Raw genomic sequence first — 21,253 nt, forward strand, 5'->3', positions numbered from 1 at the left:
CTCTTTTAGTATCAATTAAATATCCATAAAAGTTATAATTTTTACTTATTTATCTAATAAAAATGTTCAACGATACTTACATTAATTTAAAAATAAAATGATGTTTATTCTCTTGTTAATGACATTCACTTCTTGGCGTAGATGTATATATCACTCCTTTGCATATTTTAACCTTTCATATAACTTTCTCATATTTAGGTTTGGTCTTTATATATCCTATATTTTGTCTCTCTTGAAGAAGCTTATATCGCAGATTAATTACTTTCATTATATTATGTAATTTTTTTACTAACAATACTTTTTTTAATGAATTTTATATTAAATATAACAAAAATATAAACATACAAAAAACGCCCAATCCGAAATAAGTACTACGGATTGGGCGTTTATAAAACTTCATTCTATATTAATGTTTTAACTACTTCTTGGCAACGTGGACATAAATGATCAAGTTCACCTACTGAACCTAATTCATCTGAGTAATTCCAACAACGTTGACACTTTTCTCCATCTGCATGTTTAACTGTTACTTTAACGTACTCATATTCTTCTCCATCTGTTAATTCATCAACTACATCAACTTTTGATACGATAAATAGTTGTTGTAAGTCTTGGAATTGACTTAAGAATTCTACTGTATTAAAGTCTTCTGAATTTGAAAGTGTGATATGTGCTTCTAATGATTTACCAATAACTTTTTCGTTACGTGCAACTTCTAAAGCTCTATTCACATCGTCTCTTAATTTCATAAGTTTAGACCATTTTTCAACTAATTCAGTATCTACTTCATGTGGATTAGGCATATTTGTTAAATGAACACTTTCTTCTTCTACGTGTGGAATGTGTCCCCAAATTTCATCTGCAGTATGTGGGATAATTGGTGCTAATAATTTAGTTAATTTAACTAATGTTTCGTATAACACTGTTTGCATACTACGACGTTTCAATGAATCATATTGTTCGATATAAAGAATATCTTTACCATAATCTAAATAGAAGTTACTTAATTCTACATTGATAAAGTTTTGAATATCTTGATAAATATCTAAATAATCAAATGCTTCATAATGAGATAAAGTTCTACCAATGAATTGGTTTAATCTATTATGCATGTATTGATCAATTTCAAGCATATCTTCATATTTAACGTTGTCAGTTGCTGGGTTGAAATCATTAACATTTCCTAATAAGAAACGGAATGTATTTCTAATTTTACGATATACGTCAGAAGTTTGTTTTAAGATGTCATTTGAAATTCTAACATCTGCTAAGTAATCTACACTACTAACCCATAATCTCGCGATATCAGCACCCATTTGTTTAACAATTTTATCTGGAACGATTACATTTCCTAAAGATTTACTCATTTTCTTACCTTCTCCATCCATAACGAAACCGTGTGAAAGTAACATTTTGTATGGTGAGATACCTTTAGTTGCTACAGATGTTGTAATTGAAGAGTTGAACCAACCTCTATATTGGTCACTACCTTCTAAATAAATATCAGCTGGATAAGATAATTCAGGACGTGTTTCTAATACACCTCTATGAGTTGAACCAGAATCAAACCATACATCCATAATATCAGTTTCTTTTGTAAACTCACCATTTGGACTACCTTCATGAGTATATCCTTCAGGTAACAAGTCTTTCGCTTCTCTTTCAAACCAAATATTTGAACCATGTTCTTCAAATAGATTTGCAACATGATTAATTGTTTCATCTGTCATGATGATATCGCCATTTTCAGCATAGAATACAGGTAAAGGAACGCCCCATACTCTTTGACGAGAAATAACCCATTCTCCTCTATCTCTAATCATGTTATATAATCGCGTTTTACCCCAATCAATTTTGAACTTCGTATTATCGATTGCATCTAAAATATCTTCTCTTACTTTACTGATAGACGCAAACCATTGTTCAGTTGCTCTAAAGATAACTGGTTTTTTAGTGCGCCAGTCATGAGGATATGAATGTTTGAAGAAAGAAAGTTTTAATAACGCGCCGACTTCTTCTAATTTTTCAGTAATTGTTTTGTTCGCTTTATCGTAAAATTGTCCTTCGAATTCACCAGCTTCTTCAGTGAATACACCTTTATCATTGATAGGACTAATAACATCTAGACCATATTTTTGACCAACTACATAGTCATCTTCACCATGTCCAGGTGCTGTATGTACACAGCCAGTACCTGCATCCGTTGTAACATGATCACCTAAAATTAATAATGATGTTCTATCGATAAATGGATGTTGAGCAGTTATATATTCTAATTCAGAACCACTAAACTCTTTCTCTCTTACGATTGTTTCTTTATTCCAGTCTAATTCTTCACAAACTGTATCTAATAAAGCATCTGCAACTACATACTTTTTACCTTCAACATTAACTTGAACATAATTTAATGTAGGATTTACAGCTATTGCTACATTAGATGGAATAGTCCAAGGAGTTGTAGTCCAAATAACAAATGCAGCATCTTCGTCAACAATACCTTTACCATCAAGAACATTAAATGCTACATAAATTGAAGGAGATTTTTTATCTTGATATTCGATTTCAGCTTCTGCTAAAGATGATTCACTTGAAGGAGACCAATATACTGGTTTTTTCCCTTTATAGATTAAACCTTTTGCAGCCATTTCACCAAACACTCTGATTTGCGCCGCTTCAAATTCAGGTTTCAAAGTAATATATGGGTTATCCCAATCACCATTTACACCTAAACGTCTAAAGTCTGCTTTTTGTAATTCAATTTGCTCTAATGCAAACTCTTTACATTTTTCACGGAATTCCGCGATTGTCATTTCTTTTCTTTTAACACCTTTATTTGTTAATGCTTGCTCGATTGGTAAACCATGCGTATCCCAACCTGGAACGTATGGTGCATAATAACCAGACATTGATTTTTGTCTCACAATTATATCTTTCAAAATTTTATTCAATGCGTGTCCCATATGCAAATTACCATTAGCGTATGGCGGTCCATCATGAAGAATAAATGGTGTATTTCCTTTATTTTTTTCTAAAATTTTATTGAATAAGTCTTTCTCTTTCCACTCTTCTTGGATTTGTGGCTCTTTGTTTGGTAAACCACCTCTCATTGGAAAACTTGTTTTAGGCATTAGTAACGTATCTTTGTAATCCATAAGTCTTAATCTCCTTCTTCATTTAAATTAAAATAAAAAACTCTAAGTTGAAATAATAGGGACGACTTTAATCGCGGTACCACCCTCATTAACTCAACTTAGAGTTCACTCATCAAAAATATATAATTTTGTAAACAGGTGATACCTAAAGAATTGAAATCGTCAGGCTCACACTATCCCTAACTCGCTTAGCAAATCATTATTCTTTAGACTTGTCCTCTTCACTATTTACTGTTTGATTATTTATCTGTTCTTGATTATTTTCTTCTTCTTTATTCAAAATGTCAATATTTTCTTCAGTAACTTGTTGTTGATCAATATCATAATTTAATAAATAATCCCAATCATCATTCTTCAGTAAATCTAATTGAGCTTCAACTAACATGCGAAAACGAGAGCGAAACACTTTAGATTGACGTTTCATATCTTCAGTTTGGAAACTGATATGACGCGCTTTTTGGAGTGCATCATTAATAATTTGATCCGAACGACCTTCAGCTTCTTTAACAATAGCATCTGCTTTTAATACAGCAGTATGTTTTGTTTCTTCGCCTGTTTTTTGTGCTTGTAACAATGCTTCAGATATTGTATTTTCAACCGCTTTAAAACGATTAATATTTTCATCTTTGTCATTAATTAAAGTTTGTAACTGATCTTTATCGGATTTTAATTTTTCAATTTCATCACTTAAAGTCTGTAAATATTGACGTACTTCTGATTCATCTAATCCTTTATGGACTCTACTAAACTCTTTTTGTTTGATTTCTTCTGGGGTAAATGCCATAAGTTTTCCTCCTTAGCACTATTTAAACAAAGTTTTATAAGTTATTCTTAACTTCCCTTTTTTTGACTCTCCATTGTTTGCTATGATCAATGCTCGACCATATCCTTTAATAGATAATAAGTCATTCTCTTCGACTATAAAGTCTACTGCTTCAATTTCTCTATGATTGACTTTAACACGTTTACTTTCAATTAGCTTTTTACTTATCGTTCTACTTGTATTTGTTATATGTTTTACTATAACATCAAGTCTCATTGCACTAACTGTTGCATCGTGACTATTCCAATTCTCATTCGATTGTATCATATTTTGGAAAGGAATAGAACTCAATTTGATTCCTGCGCCTTTAATCTTTGTTAATTCCATCATAATATATGATTCAAATCTTTTTGTCAAAACAAACTGTATTCGGCCATTTACGATTATATCGCCAAGTTGATTTCTATCTATTCCAAGAGACATAATCGTCCCTAATACGTTGCGATGCGTCAGATTAACAAATTTAGAAGGATACGTAAGTTCAATTAGTACAATTTCATAATCTTCATCAGTTGGAACAAAGTAATCTGGTGCAACAATTGCACGTTTTCTTTCAGATTCATTATTACCTCCAAAAAAATGAACTTCTAATTCATCAAATCCTCCAACTATAGTTTGTAAAATAAACTGTTCTCTAGGATCTAAAAAATCAGTTAATACATGTTGATAATTTCTTTCTGCTATTTCACATTTATTTAAAAATAAATCAATTTCTTCTTTTTCTTCTTTTCTAAAGTGCTGATATATATCCATTTTACACCTCTAATTATATAAAAAATAGGATGTGACATTTCGTCCCACCCTACTGTCATTCATTGTTCATTTATAATATTGGTACAACAGGTACAATCATATTAAATATATTGATTAAACCAACGTAGAATAAACTTAGTGTAATAAATGCCACAATTGATGATATGTCTAGCATACCTAACGGTGGAATAATTTTTCTAAATGGTTCTAAAAATGGTTCATATATTTTTCCTAAAAATTGTCCAAATGCGCCTTCCCTAAGGCTTGGTAACCAAGATGTAAGGAAATAAACAATCATACCATATTGATAAATTTTAACTAGGAATAATATAAATCCTAAAATTGTACTTAATAATCCACTATCCATATCTTAATACCTCTATTCTTGATAAGGTTCAACTTGTTCTAACTGTTCAGTAATTGATCCTGCTACTTCAACATTATCAGGTGTACATAAGAAAATATCTGTACCTACTCTTCTTATATCTCCACCTATTGCATAAACAGTACCACTTAAAAAATCTATAATTCTTTTAGCTGATACTTTATCAATGCGTTGTAAATTCACTAAAGTAGTTCTTCTGTTTTTCAACTCATCAGCGATATCTTGAGTATCAGAAAATACTCTTGGTTCAAATAAGCACATTTTTGAACTTTGCGCAAAATCCATATTACCACTCATGCTTACAACATTCGTTTGAGATGAATTTGTACGTTTTTCAGTCATGGCCTCTTTCCTTTCAGGTTTTTTTAAATCACGTGAACGTTGTGATTGATATCTTGTAGTATTTGCTTTTTGTGTTGGTACACTTTTAATAGATTGTTGATTCATTTTTTTCTCTTGTGTAGAAGGTTCTTGCTGTGGTGTTTGTTGTTTTTGTTCTCTTTGTGGTTCTTCGTATACCTCTTCTTCTTCATCAACTACGAAAAAACCTTTAAATACATCTTTAATTGCCATAATTTACACTCCTATTCACCAACTAATTTAGTACCAATTCGTACATATGAAGCACCCTCTAAAATTGCTTCGTTAAAATCATTACTCATACCCATGGATAATTCAGTACATGGCGCATAAGATAAATTCAATGATTGTACTTTATCTTTTAAATTTCTTAGCTGATTAAAATATTGTCTTAATTTCGTTTTATCTTCAGTCAAAGGTGCCATAGTCATTAATCCAACTACTTCAATATGTTTAAAAGTTTTAAACTCTTCTATAAATGGAATCAATTCTTCCGGTGAAATACCATGTTTAGATTCTTCACCTGAAACATTTACCTGAATAAAACATTTTATAACATGATCAGCACGTTTATCAATTTCTTTAGCTAATTTCAATCTATCTAATGCGTGTAAGTAGTCAATTTCATTGATTACTTCTTTAACTTTTCTCGTTTGTAATGACCCTATAAAGTGCATTACAGCATCATCAGGTAGATGTTTTTTCTTTTCTAAGAAACCTTCTATTCTATTTTCGCCAAAATTTTTCAATCCAGCTTCATAAGCTTCTATAGCTCGGTCTATTGTAACATATTTTGTCACAACAATCACTTGAGGTGTTGTGTCAAACTGTGATTTATTACAGCTGTCACAAATTTGTGAATTTATTTCTTTTAAATTTTCTTCTACTGATTTCAAAACTTTACCTACTTTCTGCCTATAAATGCAAGCATTCTACCAGTATTACCTTTTTCAACTCTGTATGAAAAGAATAAATCTGTTTCACTTGCTGTACAGTGGCTCGTTTTAACAATATGCTCTGGACTTATCCCATAATGTATTGCCAACAATTCGTTAGCACGTTTCAAATCAATACCATATCGATCTTGTTCTCTTTTTTCTATATATAAACTAGCATCTATTGGTAAAGAATTGAATTTATTGTATATATCTTCATTGATTTCATAAGTATTAGAAGTAGACGGACCTATCACAATTCTGAGATTTGCTAATTCACCATTGTATTGATCTATCATTTCTTTCAATATTTGAGTGTATGTGCCTCTCCATCCAGCATGACAAAGACCTATATATTTATTTTTAACGTCGTATAAATATATTGGAACACAATCTGCAAAACACATTGTTAAAAGTAGATTAGATTCGTAAGTAAATAGCCCATCAATTCCATGTAATTCATTTGTTAAAGCTTTTATGTTCTTACCTTTATCATCTGAAAATACCTCTTGAACTTTGTTTTCATGCGTTTGTATTGGAAACACCCAATTTTCACAATTGAAACCAATTTCATCAGCCAATATTTTTTGATGAGCAGTAATATTTTCTTGATTGTCATCAATATAACGTGCCATGTTAAAGGCATTTTCTGGGTATGAACTGTAACCATCTTTACGTGTTGTAATACCTAGCGTTATATCTCCTCTACTATCGATGTCATACTCTAAATAATGATTTCGCTGACTAAATATCTCTTTCATTTCATCTCTCCTAACAAAAAAAGTCATCAGGACTTAGCCTGATGACTTTTTAAGTTCATTTATCGTCTAGAGCGTCTAGAACGTCTATCTTCTCTATTTCGAATGAAACTTGGAATATCACTATCATCAGTTGATTCATTTGCTGATTTATTTTCAAATGAAGCTTTTCTACCTAGTGATTCGCCTTCTTCTCTATTAGAAGTAGGTTCTTCTGTAGTTCCACCAAATGCTCCACCACTTTGAGGTTTACGAGCATTAGAAGGTTTGTCATTGAAACCTGTTGCAATTACAGTAACGACTAATTCGTCTTGTAATTCTGGGTTAATAACAGTACCAAATATCATATTAACATCTTCATCAGCTGCATCTTGAACAATATCTGCTGCTTCTTGAGCTTCAAATAGAGATAATGACTCTCCACCTGTAATATTCATTAAGACACCTTGAGCGCCAACTATAGACGTTTCTAATAATGGTGAAGAAATTGCTTTTTTAGCAGCTTCGATTGCTCTGTTTTCACCTGAAGATACACCAATACCCATTAATGCTGAACCTTGGTTAGACATGATTGTCTTAACGTCAGCAAAGTCTAGGTTAACTTCACCTGAAACAGCGATTAAATCTGAAATACCTTGTACACCTTGGCGTAAAACATTATCTGCTTCTTTAAATGCTTCCATCATAGGCGTTGATTTATCAACGATATCTAATAAACGGTCATTAGGGATAACGATTAACGTATCTACTGCAGCTTTCATTGATTCTACACCAGCAGCAGCTTGTGTTTGACGTTTACGACCTTCAAAGCTAAATGGACGTGTTACAACACCAACTGTTAAAGCACCCATTTCTTTAGCGATTTTAGCAACTACAGGTGCAGCACCTGTACCTGTTCCACCACCCATACCTGCAGTTACGAATACCATATCTGCACCTTGGATAGCATCTTCTATTTGTTCACGTGATTCTTCTGCAGCTTTTTTCCCTATTTCTGGGTTAGCACCAGCACCTAATCCACGAGTTAATTTTTCACCAATTTGAATCTTAGATGAAGCTTTTGATAAGTTTAAAGCTTGACCATCTGTATTAATAGAAATAAATTCTACATTATTCATTCCATGATCTATCATACGGTTTACGGCGTTATTACCTCCGCCACCAACACCAATTACTTTTAAAGTAGCTAAATGATTAAACCCTTGTTCAAATTCTAACATTTATTATCCTCCTAATCTTTATGACCCATCAATCAAATAACGATTTCATTAATTTTTTGAATACACTAGGCTTCTCTTCTTGACTTTCCGAATCATAATCTGTTTCGGCGTAATTGTCGTTATCAGAATTTGAAGCTTTTACGTCATTGTTTTTGTCTTTGTTTGTTTTTTTCTTAAACCATTGTTCATATGGTTTAGCTTTAGTTTCTTGATTTACATCTTCATATGTTTCTTCTTCAACATTATCCACATCATAATTATTCATTGTAACATAATCTAGTAGCTCATCAAAGTTAATTCCACTAGATATTGTAGATATACTAGATGTAAACTCGGGTTTACGTATACCCATTTGTGATGGAGTATGTACGCGTACTTTTTCATTTACCATATCTTGTAGAAGTTCTTTTATACCTAGTAAATTCGAAGTTCCACCAGTTACAATAAATCCACCGTTAACATTTGTTATACCCATGTCTTGTAGTAAATCGAATATTTCAAAGAATATTTCTTCTGCTCTAGATTCGATAATCTCACTTAACTCTTTCTGAGTGAATTGTGCATGTCCATCTTCGTTGATTTGTTCTACACTAAAAACATCTTGATCTGATGCTGAATCATAAAAAGCATGACCATATTGTTGTTTAATCTTCTCAGCGTTGTCATATGTAGTATTTAACGATTTAGCTATATCTGTTGTAATACTTCTACCTGCCATTTCAATCGTATCAGCATCAACAAGATTGCCTCTCTCATAGAAACCGACTTGAGTTAAATCTTCACCTATATCAATGACACAAGCTCCTAACTCAACTTCTGTTGGAGATAGGATAGATTGATAATTGTACGCATCTGAAAATACGTCTAATACATCCACTCCACAAGATTCAACACATTTAATTATATTGATTAATAGTGATTTTGATGTTGCGATAACGCCTGCCTCTACTTTTAATGATTGAGTAGCAACCATTTCTTTAGGGTCTGACACTTCATGCAAATCATCCACAATGAATTTCATTGGAAATACACCAATTACTTCAGTTTCAGGTACATCATTTAAATCTCTGATGCCTTCTAATACCGATTCAATGTGACTTCCATTAATTTCAGTTTCTGTTCCTTCAAAAGGTATTTCAAATTTCTCGTCATATATTTCTGTATTCACGATAGGCATTTTTAAAAATACTTCTTTAATATCTACCCCAGAAGCAATCGCCGCTTTTTTGATTGTATCTTTAATCGCTTGTTTTGCGATATCAAAGTCATCAATACAGCCATTTCTTATACCATTTGTATACGTTTGCCCTGTACCTATCACGTTAATGCCATTATGAAATTTTTCTCCTACTATTACTTTTACACTCGATGAACCTATATCTAAACTAATATAATAATGTTCCTCCATCGATAGGCACCTCCTCTAACACATGATAATCAAATTTACACTATTATTAGTTTACATGATAGATGATTTAATGTGAACTAATTATAGGTTTATTTATTGATTTTTTTACTTATTCTTGCGATTTTTCAGATGATTTTGGTTCTTCACCTGATTTATCCAATTCTTTAGATAAATCTTGAAGCGCTTGGTCTAATTTTTTTTGTTCTGTTTTAGCACTTTCATCTTGTTTTGCCTCTTTTTCAGAACGTTCACTTTGTTGTTCTTTTGTTTCGTATGGTAAAAATGTCACACCAACTTGCAAATCTACAAATCCAGGTGTTTTTAATGCTCCTGAATTATCTCTCTCTAATTTATCAGAAATACTAGGATAATAGTTGATTTTATTTGCAAAAGTTTGAATATCACCAACAACTTCAACATTATCTGTCATAAACAATTGTATCCTATTTTGATTATTTTCACCTGGTTTATAATTGACTTCAGAAATCATTGCTTTTACTTTCGGTTTAACTTTCTTCAATTCAGGAATAAGTTTATCTAATTTTTTCGAACTAAAATCATTCAAAATAGGAACATCAATTGGGAGATCTGTTGATAAGTTTTTTATAGTTGATCCATTTTCCAACAAAGGTACATACCCCTTTTTATTTTTAATCAAACCAATTGGTTCATACTCAGTGACCTCGACTGTCATATCATTAGGAAAATGTCTCTTGATTGTGACACTTTTAACACCTTCAAGTTTTTCAATCTTCGTTTTCATATCACTAATTGGTAAATTATAAATTCTCGAGTCAGATTTAATATTCAAGGCTTTATTTATATCTTTTTTTGCTACAATTTCTTTACCTTTTATGTCTACTTGATCAACTTTACTTATATCTGTAAACATATACAGAACAATCAAAATGACAAGGAGTATAACACCTATGAATACACCTAATTGAATTTGACGTCTACGTTTTCTTTTATTTCGCATCATTTTCAAACGTTCGTCTTCAGTAGTCGTTTCAAATTGCAATATATCCTCTTTATTTTCAGAACTTTTATTCACGGTTGTCACTCCTTTTTATACAATTTCTAAAAAGTTGGTAAATGTTTTTGGAAGCTTTTAATGAATTCTTCTCCACGTGCTTCAAAAGTATCATATTGATCCCAACTCGCACATGCTGGCGATAATAATACAACATCATTAGATTGAATATAATCTTGTATTATATTGACAGCATCTTTCACATCATGTGCTTGTATAACTTCTTTACCTTGACTCGCACCTAATGTTTTAAGTTTATCTTTTGTTTCACCAAAAGTAACCATCAATCTAACATTGTCCATATATGGAATCAAATCATCAAAATCATTACCTCTATCTAATCCTCCACATAGCCATATTATTGGCGTGTTAAATGAGCTTAATGCAAATCGAGTAGCTAAAGTATTTGTTGCTTTTGAATCGTTGTAATATTTATTTCCACGATTATTGCCTACGTATTGAAGTCTATGCTTAATACCTGAGAAAGTTGTAAGTGTATGAACAATAGATTTAACATCTACTCCAGAAATTAAAGCAGCTAGAACTGCTACAAGTACGTTTTCTAAGTTGTGTTTACCTGGTAAAACAATATCATTAATATTGATAATTCTTATTCCATTATAAACAACATATCCGTCCTCAATATAGATGCCATCAACTTGTTGTTCAGTTGAAAAGTATAAAATTTTAGATTTAATTTCATCCTTATTTATAAGATGTCTTTGTTCATAATTAAAAATTAAGTAATCATCTTCTGTTTGATTGCTAAAAATATTTTTTTTAGCGTTTTGATATTCTTCTAAAGTTCCGTGATAATCTAAATGAGCAGAGTATATATTCGTTACTATTGCGATATGTGGGCGATATTTAATCGTTCCTAACAGCTGAAATGATGATAATTCAGTAATTAGATAATCATCTTTAGTAACATCTTGTGCAACTTTTGATGCAACTACCCCAATATTCCCGGAAACTTGCCCATTTACTTTACTATTCCCAAACATATCTCCGATTAAGGAAGTCACCGTAGTTTTTCCGTTTGTACCCGTGATACCTATAATCGGCGCTTCAGAAATATAATAACTCAGTTCAACTTCAGTAATGATATCTAACCCTTTATTTACAGCTTCTTGTAACAAAGGAATACTATAAGGAATACCCGGGTTCTTAACGATTAACGGATTATGATTTAATAAACTAATAGGATGTTCTCCGCTAATTACTTTAATACCTTGATTCTGTAATTCAATTGCATGAGGATCGGTAGATAAATCTTTACCATCGTTAACAGTGACATATGCACCTAGTTTGTTACATAATTTCGCGCTTTCATATCCACTTTTTGCTAATCCTAATATAAGGACTTCTTTTCCTTTTAATGCATCATATTCCTTCATATCACATTACTCCAATCCATAGACCAATTGCACCTGTAATGATACCAGTAGTCCAGAATACTAAGACAATCTTCCATTCACTCCAACCTACTAACTCAAAATGATGGTGCAAAGGACTCATTTTAAATATTCTTTTACCCGTAAGTTTAAATGATGTTACTTGTAGCATCACAGACATTGTTTCAATTACAAATACTAAACCTATAAATAACAACGTAATTTCTTGATTAAGCATAATTGAAATTGTTGCAAATATACCACCTAAAGCTAAGCTTCCCGTGTCTCCCATAAATACTTTTGCTGGGTATTTATTATAAATTAAGAATCCAATTAAACTTGCTAACATAACTAAACAGAACAAGCCAATTTCTGGTTTATCTAATGTAAATGATAAAATGGCATAAAAACCAAATGCAATAATAGATAAGCCTGTAGATAATCCATCTAAACCATCTGTTAAGTTTACTGCATTACTAAATCCAACTTGCCAGAATACAATGAATATTATATAAAAAACAGATAAAGGTAATGACCAATCTGTAAATGGTATATTAATTGCTGTTTCAAAATCATAATTCGGCATCAATATACTTACAATATAAAATACGATCGCGATTCCAATTTGTGCAAAGAACTTTTGTTTACTTGTTAACCCTTGGTTATTTTTTTTAACTACAATAATGTAATCGTCGATAAAACCAATTAAACCAAATCCAATTGTTACAAATAACAATAGAATAAGAGGACCTACTTGTTCAACATAGAATAATGCAATTATTGTAACAACAATAGTTGCAAGCAAAAATGTTAACCCTCCCATTGTTGGTGTTCCTGTTTTTTTCATATGACTCTTAGGTCCTTCTTCTCTTATACTTTGACCAAATTTTAATTTTTTAAGTGTTGGAATTAAAACTGGCACAAGTATTAAAGTCAATAAAAATGCAATGACAGGTAGCATGAAATTCATAATTGTTCACCTTTTCTTTTATTTTTTATAGAGTGAGGTTAGGACAAATTTATTGTCTCAACCTCTCATTCTCTTAGTTATCATTATCTTTATTCTTGTCTTTAGAAGTATCCTCTTCTGGTACTTGTCCAATAGAATTGTCACCATTTGGATGATTATTTGAAAGCGTAAATGTCACTTTTGTGCCAGCTTTTATCGTTTGATTTTCATCAATAGATTGTTCTGATACATAGCCTGAACCTTCAGTTTCTACATCAATACCAGTAGCTTCTTGTAATTTTAATAGATCTCGTTTAGTCCAATTTTCAGTATTAGGCATCGTCATTTCTCCATCAGTAACAAGCAAGATTCTCTCTTTATCTTGTACATTTTTACCTTTAAGAGGTAATTGTTTTTTAACTTTATCACCTTTACCAATTAAAATTGGATCCAATTTTTTACCTTTAATTGCATCAGTTGCTTTTTGTACATTCATATTCACAACATCAGGTACTTCTGAAGAGTTATTTTTCGCTTTGCCTTCAGTTTCTTCAACATCTAAATATTTCAAAGTATTTTCCATAATAGGATTAAATCCTCGAGAAACACCATATTCATATGCTTCTAAATCTCTTTTTTGAGCTAATGACATACCAGCGTAAACAACTACTTCTGGATCTTTTGCTGGTGCATAACCCATGAAACTTACAAAGTAAGGGTTTGCTCCGTCAACATATCCGCCACCTTTTGTATCTGGAACTTGTGCAGTACCAGTTTTACCTGCTACACGATAACCATCAATTTGATAATTGGTTGCGTGACTCTCTTTACTATTCACTACTTTATCTAATTCATCCATCGTCTTTTGGGCAGTATCTTTAGAGACTGGATTACCGACAACTTTTTTCTCACCTTTTTTGATAGTTTTATTCTCTTCTCTATTTTCTATAGATTTCACATAATAAGGTTCCAACATATTACCTTGATTCAATATTGCCGTTTCAGCTTGCAACATTTGTACAGGTGTTACTGTAGTTGATTGACCAAATGCTGATGTTTTTCTTTGAAGTTCATTGTCAAATGCAATATGGCCAGGTGCTTCACTATCAAATAGACCACCTGTTTTCTTACCGAATCCAAATTTTTCGTAATAAGCTTTTGATTTATCTTCTCCAACTAAGTCTTGTAGTTTCATCATTAAAGTATTAGCTGAATAAGTAAAACCTGTTGTCATTGGTATATTGCCCCAACCATCATCGTTCCAATCATAAATCTTGAATCCGTCAATTTCTCTATTACCTGACTTAAATTTCTTCTTAGGATCAAACTTGCCTTCTTCTATAGCTGCAGCAAGTCCGTATGTTTTAAATGTTGAACCTGGTTCATAAGTATTCTGATATAAATCATTTGCCCATTTTTTACCGAAATCTTCTTTAGTATCCGGATTAAATGTTGGGCGTTGACTATAACCTAATATTTCTCCAGTCTTAGCATCCATTACGACAGCAAATAAATCTTTAGGTTTATAGCGATCAACCATTTCATCTAGTGAATTTTCAACGAAGACTTGTATATTTGAATCTAAAGTCAAATGAACATCATCACCATTTTTTGCTTTAATGCTATCTTCACTGTTTGGTACTAACATTCCCCATATATCTTGCTTGTATGAGTTTTTACCAGTTTTCCCACTTAAATAGCTATCAAATACTTTCTCAGCACCAGTAACACCTTTTAACTTATTCGTTTCATGGTCTTTGTCTGCTAAACCTATTAGATGAGATGCAAAGTTTCCATTAGGATAAAATCTTTTTTTCTCAGTTTCAAAAGTAAGTCCTGGTAATTTAAGCTTTTCTATTTGAGTCTTTTGTTTATAAGTTAAATCTTTACCTTTTTGTCCAAATTCAACTTGGAAAGCTTTTTTAGTTTCAAGTTTTTTTAATATGTCTTTTTCATCCATATCAATAATTTTCGATAATTCTTTAGCCGTTTTTTTCTTGTCTTTAACATGCAATGGCTTATCACTATCTTTACTCATTTTTTTATCTAAAATTGCTACTAATTTATAGCTGTCAGTATCTTCAGCTAGAACTTTTCCATTTCTATCATAAATCTTTCCACGTTCTGGTTCTGCAACAGATTGTCGTAAATATTTTTCACTCGCTCTATAAGCTAAATCTTCACCAGCGGAATGTCCACTGATCATTAAATATGAATATCTTAAGGCCAATATAAAAAAGAGCAGTCCGAAAAAGCTTACTAAGAGGACTGCTCCTATTTTATTTTTCTTTATTTTAATTTTGGGCATCACTACGCACTACCTTTACATTGTCATTATTCAACTTCAGACCGTAATCTTCAGCTTTTTCGTAGATACGCTCATATGACGACTGTTTCATAGATTCTGTCTTCAAATCACTATTTGTCGTTTGTTGCTGTTCGATTTTACTATCTAATTCCGCTATTTGAGTTTTGTTGTTATACGCATCCATTTTTAAAGATAGCATATAAATACTTATCAACGCAATCATAGTTATTAATGATATGTATACAATTTTTTCGATTCTTGATATTCTTACAACTTTGGTCTTTGTAACTTTTTTCTTCTGTGGTTCGAGTTGTGGCTCTTGCCACTCATCAGGTCTATAATTTGGATATATTCTTTCTACTGCCATTCAATTGCCACTCCTCTGCTTACTTCAAAATTTCTGCTACTCTTAACTTTGCGCTTCTAGCTCTGTTGTTCTGTTCTAGTTCTTGATCATCAGAAATAATTGGTTTTCTATTTACTCGTTTCAATTTCGGTTTGTACTCTTCCGGTATAACCGGCAATCCCCTTGGTACATCTGGTCCTTTTTCATATTCTTGGAAGACTTGTTTACACAAACGATCTTCTAAAGAATGGAAAGTAATTACCGAGATTCTTCCTCCTACTTTCACGTTCTGTATAGCTGCTTCAATTGATTCTTCAAAAGCACCTAACTCATCATTCACTGCAATTCTAACCGCTTGAAATACACGCTTAGCAGGATGTCCGCCCTTTCTTCTTCTAGCGGCTGGAATACCTTCTTTAATTAAATCCACTAATTCGAAAGTCGTTTCTATAGGTACTTGTTCTCTTCTTGCTTCAATCTTTCTAGCTATTTGTTTTGAAAATTTTTCTTCTCCATATCTAAAAAAGATTTTCACAAGTTGTTCATATGACCATTCATTTATCACTTCATAAGCAGATAATGATTGGGACTGATCCATTCTCATATCCAACTTTGCATCATAGTGATAACTAAAGCCTCGTTCTGGTGTATCAAGTTGTGGACTAGATACACCAAGGTCATATAGTACGCCATCTACATCATTAATTTGTAGTTCTTCTAATATATGTTTTAAATTTCTAAAGTTGTCTTGTACAAAAATTATTTTGTGCATGTGGTCTTTCAAAATCTCTTTAGCATGCTCAATTGCTGTTTCATCTTGATCGATTGCAATAAGTCTGCCTTCGTCATTTAATTGTTCAACTAGGTATAAACTATGCCCAGCTCCACCTAATGTACAATCAACGTATGTACCATCGGGTTTAATATCTAATTTATCTACAGTTTCCTTTAATAGTACGGATACGTGATGAAACATTTACTCCACTCCTAAAAATCAAAATCAATGAGATCTTCCGCAATGTCCTCAAAATTGTCTTCAGATTCATCATAAAAATCATTCCACGTAGCTTTATCCCAAATTTCAATTCTGTTAGAAACACCAATTACTGTACATTCTTTACTTAAATTAGCGTAACTTCTTAAATTTTGAGGGATATTTATACGTCCTTGTTTGTCTAACTCAACTTCAACAGCTCCTGAGAAGAACATTCTCATGAATTTACGGGCATCTTTTTTTGTAATAGGTAAGGTTTTGAGTTTTTCTTCGATGCGCGCCCACTCTTCAAGTGTGTAGCCAAACAAACATTTATCTAGGCCTCTAGTGATAATAAAACGTTCGTTCAAATCATATCTGAATTTAGAAGGCACAATCATACGCCCTTTAGTATCCAATTGATGTTGATATTCACCCATGAACATTTTATCTCACCTCACCTTATTTATAATTTACCACATTCCCCCACAATCCTCCACTATTTATACAATATTTATTAAAATTTGTGTAAATAGTAAAAAAAACACCCAATTTACGATTTCGTAAATTGAGTGTTAAACCTTGCTATAACTATAGTTCCACCGTAATATGTTCAAAAGTGTAACAAAGTGGTGGATAAGTGGAGGGACTGAACATAGTAATCCCAAATTGATTCATCAATTGTATAGGATTCCATACTCTTTCTTGTAATCCTTGGTGAGGATGTAAAGTATTCTCCACTGTTTCAAAATGTCTCATGCTTATTTCATTTTCTCTTTCTATGTTCAATAAATATCTATCTATTAAGTACTGGTACTGATGTTGATGTATTTGATTGTTCTTTTCAATCAATTTTCTATTTTGATAATTCTCACCAATTTCACTAATGAGTTTTTGATGAAAACTTGTTTGTACTTCTTTTATTCGGTCAATTTCTCTTAGTACTTCATCAGATGCTTTTTCTCTAATAAATTTATCTTTATCTTTTTTAACACCATTTAGAAGTACTGAATCTAAATCAAGATTATAGGTGTCTATACATTTCTTACTCTCTTGAGTTAAGTAACTAATGCGCATTCTTGGGGTAACAATAGGCATTTCAATATTCAATTCATCAAATATACCTTTGAGTTCACCCCAATATATAATTTCACTTGGTCCACCAATAAAGCTTAAAGTATTAAATAAATATTCCTCCATTAATGGTCTTGTTACAACATTATTAGAGAACCTTTCAGGATGTCTTTCTAACATATTAATTAATTCATCCTTACTAAAAGTAACGTCATTGTCCTTACTTAAATAAAATTGTCCTTCTTCATACATTAACAATTGTCTTTTATCATTGTAGTCAAAAAATAAATGTACATTACTATCAGTTAAAATCATACGTTTTTTAATAACTTCTGAAAATTGATCTTGTGTATTTCGAAACGCATCATCAATTTTTTCACGGTTCTCTATTATTTCTTTAAAAAATGGAATTTCGATTTCTCTTAATTTTGAATAGTTCGCATCAATTAATAATAAACCATGTTCTTTAAACACTTCATTAGTTAAAACCTTAAACATGTCACTCCATGATTCAGATGATTCTATTGCTTCTATGACCATGTTTTTAATATCTTTTGAATGTTCTGTTTCCCCTATAGAACGATACATGTTGCTTAATGCATCCATGACAAGTTCTTTATCAAAATCATACTGTGATACACTTTTTTCTGGCGGTTCTAAAGTGTTATACTTCACTTTATTTAACTGTCTTGAAATGCGATCATAAGCGTATGTATGATTTATCTCATCAAAATCATGATCTTCTCCCGCTATCCAAAAAACCGGAACAACTGGTGTATTTAACTTTTCACTTTGTTCATTCGCTAAAATGATAATAGAAATAATTTTATGAAATGTATAAAGTGGTCCAGTAAATAACCCTGCTTGTTGACCACCGATAATAACTTTGTGACCATCTCTTAAACTCTCAATATTCTTAAGTTGTTTGTCTGATAAATTTAAATCAGCCATATAACTATGAATCACTTCTGATAGTTCTTTTTCTCTACCATTAGATTTTAATTTAGAACGTCTTTCAAATTCAGATTGTTGGCCAGGCTTATATTCATAAAAATTCAAAATTTCATCACTTTGATTAGTAAATCTATCTATAAAGCTATTTTGTTGATCAATTACAGTCTTCATACAGTCCATACGAGTCTTTCTCCTTCGAAATTAATTACTACCAATAGTATAAAGATTGTAGGTTAATAAAACAATCTAACGGCTTATAATTTAAAATTTTATGTAAATGAAGTATAATTAAGAAAAGATTAAGGGGGATTATCATGGCAAAAGTAGAACATTTACAAATTAATTACAAGACTGAAGAAGCATTCGAACAATTCCGTAACTTCGGCAACGAAGGTTTATATATGGTTGAAGAATTAAAAGGAAGAATGATAGATGCTAGCTCAGATTCACCATTTTATGGTATTTATGTTGGTGATAAGCTCGTAGCTAGAATGTGCTTATTTAAACAAGATGAAGTTGAAAAAACATACTTCCCAGAATTTAATGATTACCATATTTTATGGAAACTCGAAGTGCTTAAAGATTATCAAGACAGAGGATATGGTAAACAACTACTAGAATATGCTAAGAAATTTGATTTACCTATCAAATGCATCGCACGTAATCAATCTAAAGACTTCTTCTTAAACCATGGTTTCCAAGATATAGAACAACAAAACCAATCTGGTGAAGACATTGTCATTTGGACACCCGATAAATAATATCAAAAAACTACCAACAAAGTATTTACTTTGTTGGTAGTTTTTATTATTAACCTGCTAATAATGTATATGAAATAACCAATGCTAACATGACTATAATTGCTATTATATGTGTCTTCTTATACATATATAAAATAGCTAAATACTCTCTTATATATGCATTCGGATAAAAATAAGACTTTGATGAACCACCCGTTACAGTAGCATTCATATTAAGTTTTTTCGATAAAAATGCAGCTCTTAATATATGGAAATGGTTTGAAACTATTGTAGCAATTGCTTCTGATTTATATTTGTCCATTATTTTATTTGAAAACACTAGATTCTCTTCTGTATTTGTAGACTTGTCTTCCATAATGATATCTTCATTTCGAATCCCTTGATCTACTAAATATCGTCGCATTGCTTCAGCTTCACTAATTTTTTCATCGGGTCCTTGCCCACCACTCACAATAATCAACGTATCTAAACTTTTCTTTTTTAATTTAATTGCTTTATCTAATCTTGCTTTTAGTAATGGCGTTACTTTTTCACCAATAATACCTGCTCCGAGAACAATAATAAAATCACTTTTCTTCCTTTTAGCAACACCACTCAAAATCCAAGAGTACAGATTATGAAGAATAAATATCAAATTCAAATAATAAAAGAAGAATGAAATCACGATTACTATTAATCCATTTAAATAATCTACAAATAAATGTGGTTTAAATAAAATTATCATGAAGTTTAAAAAGATAAATGTACCGTATCCTAAGACAATCATGTTCGTTACAAATCTGCCTTCGTTTGCTATCTTTTTCTTTAAATTTAAAAGTGACAAGAGCATAACTACAATAACTATTAAACCATATATTATATTAGTCATTAAAAGATAATTTATATTCATATGCAAATTTAAGAATGGTATCAGTAATCCCACAACGATACTACTAAATAGGCTAATAAGAAACATACCTAACAAAAACACATTCTTATATTGTCTAAAATCTACTATATAACTAATAACAAACAAAATTAACAAACCCAAAGTAATAAACATGATTGTCACCTCCAAATAAAATTTTAACAATAAAAGTATATCATCATCGTAAATAATAAACACTTTTATTAATTTTAATAATTATCGAAGGAAGCAATTTATCATGCATAACAAAACATCAATAGAAACACAAAGTTTGATCGGATCGGATTTGAGCCGAATCGCACGATATCTTTGAAGTCTTCGTGCGTTTTAACCCGATTTCACCTGAATCGCACGATATCTTTGAAGTCTTCGTGCGTTTTATTCTATCTAATTTTTGCTAAAAAGAAAATCTCTCCCAACCTATTAAATTTAATAGATTGGGAGAGATTTTTTGCATAAAGAACTATTATGTAGTTCCATCTTTAATAATATTTAACTATCTATAGTTTCTAATAACTCTTACTATCATAGCAATCATAGGGAAAATCATTAATAATAAAACGATATAATATAAATCAACAATAGTATTTTCCCATTTGAATGGCACAATAACTCCAAGAGCCATTATTAAAATTAATATTACAATATTTATGAACAAACATGTTATAAGATCTTTAAAACTAGATTTACTCTTATAATCAAAAGTTTGCTTCCAAAAATTCATATATGTCATTAGCAACCCTCCATTCCTTTACAGAAT

General features: G+C 31.3%; 20 protein-coding genes. 1 reads left to right on the forward strand and 19 read right to left on the reverse strand.

Annotation, left to right across the window (positions count from 1 at the left end):
• Positions 1–401: 401 nt before the first annotated feature.
• The 17 genes from ileS to bshC form a co-directional block, all read right to left on the reverse strand.
• Positions 402–3,152: an isoleucine--tRNA ligase gene (ileS, locus tag CD129_RS05645; RefSeq protein WP_115337570.1), complete on the reverse strand. Its 2,751-nt coding sequence runs from the start codon at positions 3,150–3,152 to the stop codon at positions 402–404.
• Between the two features lie 199 nt (positions 3,153–3,351).
• Entirely contained in the window at positions 3,352–3,936 is a 585-nt protein-coding gene (locus tag CD129_RS05650; protein WP_078356875.1) for a DivIVA domain-containing protein, read from the reverse strand.
• Between the two features lie 18 nt (positions 3,937–3,954).
• Complete coding sequence (locus CD129_RS05655; protein WP_115337571.1) at positions 3,955–4,728, reverse strand: YlmH family RNA-binding protein; 774 nt, start codon at positions 4,726–4,728, stop codon at positions 3,955–3,957.
• Between the two features lie 70 nt (positions 4,729–4,798).
• Positions 4,799–5,095 (reverse strand): YggT family protein, encoded by a 297-nt coding sequence (locus CD129_RS05660; RefSeq protein ID WP_078356873.1) that lies wholly within the window; start codon positions 5,093–5,095, stop codon positions 4,799–4,801.
• Between the two features lie 12 nt (positions 5,096–5,107).
• Positions 5,108–5,686, reverse strand: a complete 579-nt coding sequence (locus tag CD129_RS05665; protein WP_115337572.1) for a cell division protein SepF — start codon at positions 5,684–5,686, stop codon at positions 5,108–5,110.
• An 11-nt stretch (positions 5,687–5,697) separates the two neighbouring features.
• Positions 5,698–6,369, reverse strand: a complete 672-nt coding sequence (locus CD129_RS05670; RefSeq protein WP_078356871.1) for a YggS family pyridoxal phosphate-dependent enzyme — start codon at positions 6,367–6,369, stop codon at positions 5,698–5,700.
• Positions 6,370–6,377: 8 nt separating this feature from the next.
• Complete coding sequence (gene pgeF, locus CD129_RS05675; protein WP_115337573.1) at positions 6,378–7,169, reverse strand: peptidoglycan editing factor PgeF; 792 nt, start codon at positions 7,167–7,169, stop codon at positions 6,378–6,380.
• Between the two features lie 59 nt (positions 7,170–7,228).
• A complete protein-coding gene (gene ftsZ, locus CD129_RS05680; RefSeq protein ID WP_078356869.1) occupies positions 7,229–8,386 on the reverse strand; it encodes a cell division protein FtsZ in 1,158 nt (385 codons plus the stop codon).
• 28 nt (positions 8,387–8,414) lie between these two features.
• On the reverse strand, positions 8,415–9,794 hold the full coding sequence (ftsA, locus tag CD129_RS05685) for a cell division protein FtsA (RefSeq protein ID WP_078356868.1): 1,380 nt from the start codon (positions 9,792–9,794) through the stop codon (positions 8,415–8,417).
• Positions 9,795–9,903: 109 nt separating this feature from the next.
• Positions 9,904–10,848 carry a cell division protein FtsQ/DivIB gene (locus tag CD129_RS05690; protein ID WP_170167673.1) on the reverse strand — a complete coding sequence of 315 codons (945 nt, stop codon included), beginning with the start codon at positions 10,846–10,848 and terminating at the stop codon, positions 9,904–9,906.
• 26 nt (positions 10,849–10,874) lie between these two features.
• Positions 10,875–12,224, reverse strand: a complete 1,350-nt coding sequence (gene murD, locus CD129_RS05695) for a UDP-N-acetylmuramoyl-L-alanine--D-glutamate ligase (RefSeq protein WP_107509129.1) — start codon at positions 12,222–12,224, stop codon at positions 10,875–10,877.
• 1 nt (position 12,225) lies between these two features.
• On the reverse strand, positions 12,226–13,191 hold the full coding sequence (gene mraY / locus CD129_RS05700; protein ID WP_078356866.1) for a phospho-N-acetylmuramoyl-pentapeptide-transferase: 966 nt from the start codon (positions 13,189–13,191) through the stop codon (positions 12,226–12,228).
• A gap of 73 nt (positions 13,192–13,264) precedes the next feature.
• The gene (locus CD129_RS05705; protein ID WP_115337574.1) at positions 13,265–15,478 is read right to left on the reverse strand and encodes a penicillin-binding protein; all 2,214 of its coding nucleotides are present in this window, start codon (positions 15,476–15,478) and stop codon (positions 13,265–13,267) included.
• Positions 15,465–15,845, reverse strand: a complete 381-nt coding sequence (ftsL, locus tag CD129_RS05710) for a cell division protein FtsL (protein WP_078356864.1) — start codon at positions 15,843–15,845, stop codon at positions 15,465–15,467. Before ftsL ends, CD129_RS05705 begins: the two co-directional genes overlap by 14 nt.
• Positions 15,846–15,864: 19 nt before the next feature.
• Positions 15,865–16,800 carry a 16S rRNA (cytosine(1402)-N(4))-methyltransferase RsmH gene (rsmH, locus tag CD129_RS05715; RefSeq protein ID WP_078356863.1) on the reverse strand — a complete coding sequence of 312 codons (936 nt, stop codon included), beginning with the start codon at positions 16,798–16,800 and terminating at the stop codon, positions 15,865–15,867.
• Between the two features lie 11 nt (positions 16,801–16,811).
• Positions 16,812–17,243 carry a division/cell wall cluster transcriptional repressor MraZ gene (gene mraZ / locus CD129_RS05720; protein WP_078356862.1) on the reverse strand — a complete coding sequence of 144 codons (432 nt, stop codon included), beginning with the start codon at positions 17,241–17,243 and terminating at the stop codon, positions 16,812–16,814.
• A gap of 145 nt (positions 17,244–17,388) precedes the next feature.
• Complete coding sequence (gene bshC / locus CD129_RS05725; protein ID WP_115337575.1) at positions 17,389–19,005, reverse strand: bacillithiol biosynthesis cysteine-adding enzyme BshC; 1,617 nt, start codon at positions 19,003–19,005, stop codon at positions 17,389–17,391.
• A 134-nt stretch (positions 19,006–19,139) separates the two neighbouring features.
• Here bshC and CD129_RS05730 point away from each other — a divergent pair, with 134 nt between their 5' ends.
• Positions 19,140–19,586, forward strand: coding sequence for an N-acetyltransferase (locus CD129_RS05730; protein ID WP_078356860.1), 447 nt, complete (start codon positions 19,140–19,142; stop codon positions 19,584–19,586).
• A 49-nt stretch (positions 19,587–19,635) separates the two neighbouring features.
• Here CD129_RS05730 and CD129_RS05735 read toward each other — a convergent pair whose 3' ends face one another.
• Both CD129_RS05735 and CD129_RS13310 read right to left on the reverse strand, forming a co-directional pair.
• Complete coding sequence (locus CD129_RS05735) at positions 19,636–20,628, reverse strand: YdcF family protein (protein WP_115337576.1); 993 nt, start codon at positions 20,626–20,628, stop codon at positions 19,636–19,638.
• A 361-nt stretch (positions 20,629–20,989) separates the two neighbouring features.
• Positions 20,990–21,226 carry a hypothetical protein gene (locus CD129_RS13310; RefSeq protein WP_115337577.1) on the reverse strand — a complete coding sequence of 79 codons (237 nt, stop codon included), beginning with the start codon at positions 21,224–21,226 and terminating at the stop codon, positions 20,990–20,992.
• Positions 21,227–21,253: the final 27 nt, after the last annotated feature.

This window comes from Mammaliicoccus fleurettii, from assembly GCF_003970575.1.
Taxonomy (GTDB): Bacteria; Bacillota; Bacilli; order Staphylococcales; family Staphylococcaceae; genus Mammaliicoccus; species Mammaliicoccus fleurettii.

What these genes read in the sequence shown, in the direction of transcription:
- ileS (WP_115337570.1), bottom strand. Translation starts at nt 3,152, where the DNA reads ATGGATTACAAAGATACGTTACTAATGCCTAAAACAAGTTTTCCAATG.
- CD129_RS05650 (WP_078356875.1), bottom strand. Translation starts at nt 3,936, where the DNA reads ATGGCATTTACCCCAGAAGAAATCAAACAAAAAGAGTTTAGTAGAGTC.
- CD129_RS05655 (WP_115337571.1), bottom strand. Translation starts at nt 4,728, where the DNA reads ATGGATATATATCAGCACTTTAGAAAAGAAGAAAAAGAAGAAATTGAT.
- CD129_RS05660 (WP_078356873.1), bottom strand. Translation starts at nt 5,095, where the DNA reads ATGGATAGTGGATTATTAAGTACAATTTTAGGATTTATATTATTCCTA.
- CD129_RS05665 (WP_115337572.1), bottom strand. Translation starts at nt 5,686, where the DNA reads ATGGCAATTAAAGATGTATTTAAAGGTTTTTTCGTAGTTGATGAAGAA.
- pgeF (WP_115337573.1), bottom strand. Translation starts at nt 7,169, where the DNA reads ATGAAAGAGATATTTAGTCAGCGAAATCATTATTTAGAGTATGACATC.
- ftsZ (WP_078356869.1), bottom strand. Translation starts at nt 8,386, where the DNA reads ATGTTAGAATTTGAACAAGGGTTTAATCATTTAGCTACTTTAAAAGTA.
- ftsA (WP_078356868.1), bottom strand. Translation starts at nt 9,794, where the DNA reads ATGGAGGAACATTATTATATTAGTTTAGATATAGGTTCATCGAGTGTA.
- murD (WP_107509129.1), bottom strand. Translation starts at nt 12,224, where the DNA reads ATGAAGGAATATGATGCATTAAAAGGAAAAGAAGTCCTTATATTAGGA.
- mraY (WP_078356866.1), bottom strand. Translation starts at nt 13,191, where the DNA reads ATGAATTTCATGCTACCTGTCATTGCATTTTTATTGACTTTAATACTT.
- CD129_RS05705 (WP_115337574.1), bottom strand. Translation starts at nt 15,478, where the DNA reads ATGCCCAAAATTAAAATAAAGAAAAATAAAATAGGAGCAGTCCTCTTA.
- ftsL (WP_078356864.1), bottom strand. Translation starts at nt 15,845, where the DNA reads ATGGCAGTAGAAAGAATATATCCAAATTATAGACCTGATGAGTGGCAA.
- rsmH (WP_078356863.1), bottom strand. Translation starts at nt 16,800, where the DNA reads ATGTTTCATCACGTATCCGTACTATTAAAGGAAACTGTAGATAAATTA.
- mraZ (WP_078356862.1), bottom strand. Translation starts at nt 17,243, where the DNA reads ATGTTCATGGGTGAATATCAACATCAATTGGATACTAAAGGGCGTATG.
- bshC (WP_115337575.1), bottom strand. Translation starts at nt 19,005, where the DNA reads ATGGACTGTATGAAGACTGTAATTGATCAACAAAATAGCTTTATAGAT.
- CD129_RS05730 (WP_078356860.1), top strand. Translation starts at nt 19,140, where the DNA reads ATGGCAAAAGTAGAACATTTACAAATTAATTACAAGACTGAAGAAGCA.
- CD129_RS05735 (WP_115337576.1), bottom strand. Translation starts at nt 20,628, where the DNA reads ATGTTTATTACTTTGGGTTTGTTAATTTTGTTTGTTATTAGTTATATA.
- CD129_RS13310 (WP_115337577.1), bottom strand. Translation starts at nt 21,226, where the DNA reads ATGACATATATGAATTTTTGGAAGCAAACTTTTGATTATAAGAGTAAA.